At 68.0% G+C, this 1,674-nt stretch carries 1 protein-coding gene and 1 pseudogene; one reads left to right on the top strand and one right to left on the bottom strand.

The features are described 5' to 3' along the window. Positions 1 to 196 (bottom strand): annotated as a pseudogene (locus HUN59_RS19340) (ABC transporter permease); the annotation flags it as partial. A 39-nt stretch (positions 197 to 235) separates the two neighbouring features. Here HUN59_RS19340 and HUN59_RS05515 point away from each other — a divergent pair. Beyond that, positions 236 to 1,423, top strand: a complete 1,188-nt coding sequence (locus HUN59_RS05515; protein ID WP_058743376.1) for a hypothetical protein — start codon at positions 236 to 238, stop codon at positions 1,421 to 1,423. The last annotated feature ends 251 nt before the right edge of the window (positions 1,424 to 1,674 follow it).

Genomic DNA, 1,674 nt, shown 5'->3' with positions numbered 1-1,674 from the left:
GCTTCACGAGCCGGGCGAACCGGCTCGCCCGCTGCAGCCGGAACAGCTCGCGCTGCGCCCGGTCCGCGGACTGCAGGCCGAACAGGGTGTTCGACACCATCGGGAACAGGGCGATCATCACGGTGACGATGACCCGGCTGGCGAACTCGTAGCCGAACAGGGCGCCGATGAGCGGCACGAGCGCCAGGATCGGCACGCACTGCAGCACGAGACCCGCACCACGAACGGAGCCTCCATGCGCACCACCACCCGACTCGGCGTCGCGACCGCCGCCCTCGCCGCGACCGCGCTCGCCCTCACCGGATGTGCCGCCGGCTCGTCCTCCGGATCGAGCACGACCGCCGCGACCGCGCAGTCCGCCTCCGGCCCGAAGGTCGACCTGTCCGGGGTCTGCCCCGCGACCGTCGTCGTCCAGACCGACTGGAACCCCGAGGGCGAGCACGGCCACCTGTACCAGATGCTCGGGCCGGACCCGCAGATCGACGCCTCGGGCAAGACCGTCACCGGCGACCTGTACGCGAACGGCAAGAGCACGGGCGTCAAGCTCGAGATCCGCGCCGGCGGCCCCGCGATCGGCTACTCGAAGGTCTCGTCGCAGATGTACCAGGACAAGTCGATCACCCTCGGTTACGTCTCCACCGACGAGGCCGTGCAGTTCTCCGGCAACCTGCCGACCACGTCCGTCTTCGCCGAGAACGACACGTCCCCGATGGCGATCATGTGGGACCCGAAGACCTACCCGAAGGTCGACAGCATCGCGAGCCTCGGCAAGGCCCTGGCGAAGGACGGCGGTGTCGTCCGCTACTTCAACGGCGCCGCGTACATGACCTACCTCGAGCAGTCCGGCACCCTGCCGAAGAGCGTCCTCGACGGCAGCTACGACGGCACCCCGTCGAAGTTCGTGTCGGCCGGCGGCAAGGACGCGCAGCAGGGCTTCGCGACCGCCGAGCCGTACATCTACCAGAACCAGGTCGCGGCCTGGGGCAAGAAGGTCGACTACGCGCTCATCTCGAGCACCGGGTGGAACCCCTACCCCGAGGCGATGTCCGTGCGCAGCGGCGACCTGACGAAGCTCACCCCGTGCCTGCAGAAGCTCGTCCCCGTGATGCAGCAGGCCGACGTCGACTACCTGAAGGCACCCCAGGCGACGAACGACCTGATCACGAAGCTCGTGCAGCAGTACAACAACGGCTGGACGTACGACTCGAAGGTCGGTGCGTTCGCCGCCGCGCAGATGGTGAAGCTCGGCATCGCGAAGGACACCGACGGGTACATCGGTTCCGTCGACGACCAGCGCATGCAGGACTTCATCGAGAAGGCGAAGCCCGTCTTCGCCGGCTCCGGCGACGTGAAGAGCGACCTCAAGGCCTCGGACCTGTACACGAACGAGTTCCTCGACAAGCAGATCGGGCTCGGCAAGTGACCCGGGTCGGCTGAGCCGACCCACCACCGGACGGGAGGCGCGGGGCACGCCCGCCCCGCGCCTCCCGTCCGCCGTTCCCGATCTGCTTGTCGAGGAACTCGTTCGTGTACAGGTCCGAGGCCTTGAGGTCGCTCTTCACGTCGCCGGAGCCGGCGAAGACGGGCTTCGCCTTCTCGATGAAGTCCTGCATGCGCTGGTCGTCGACGGAACCGATGTACCCGTCGGTGTCCTTCGCGATGCCGAGCTTCACC

This window comes from Curtobacterium sp. Csp2 (genome assembly GCF_013347165.1).
The sequence above is the reverse complement of the archived record's forward strand: the minus strand, read 5'-3'. Positions and strand labels throughout refer to the sequence as shown.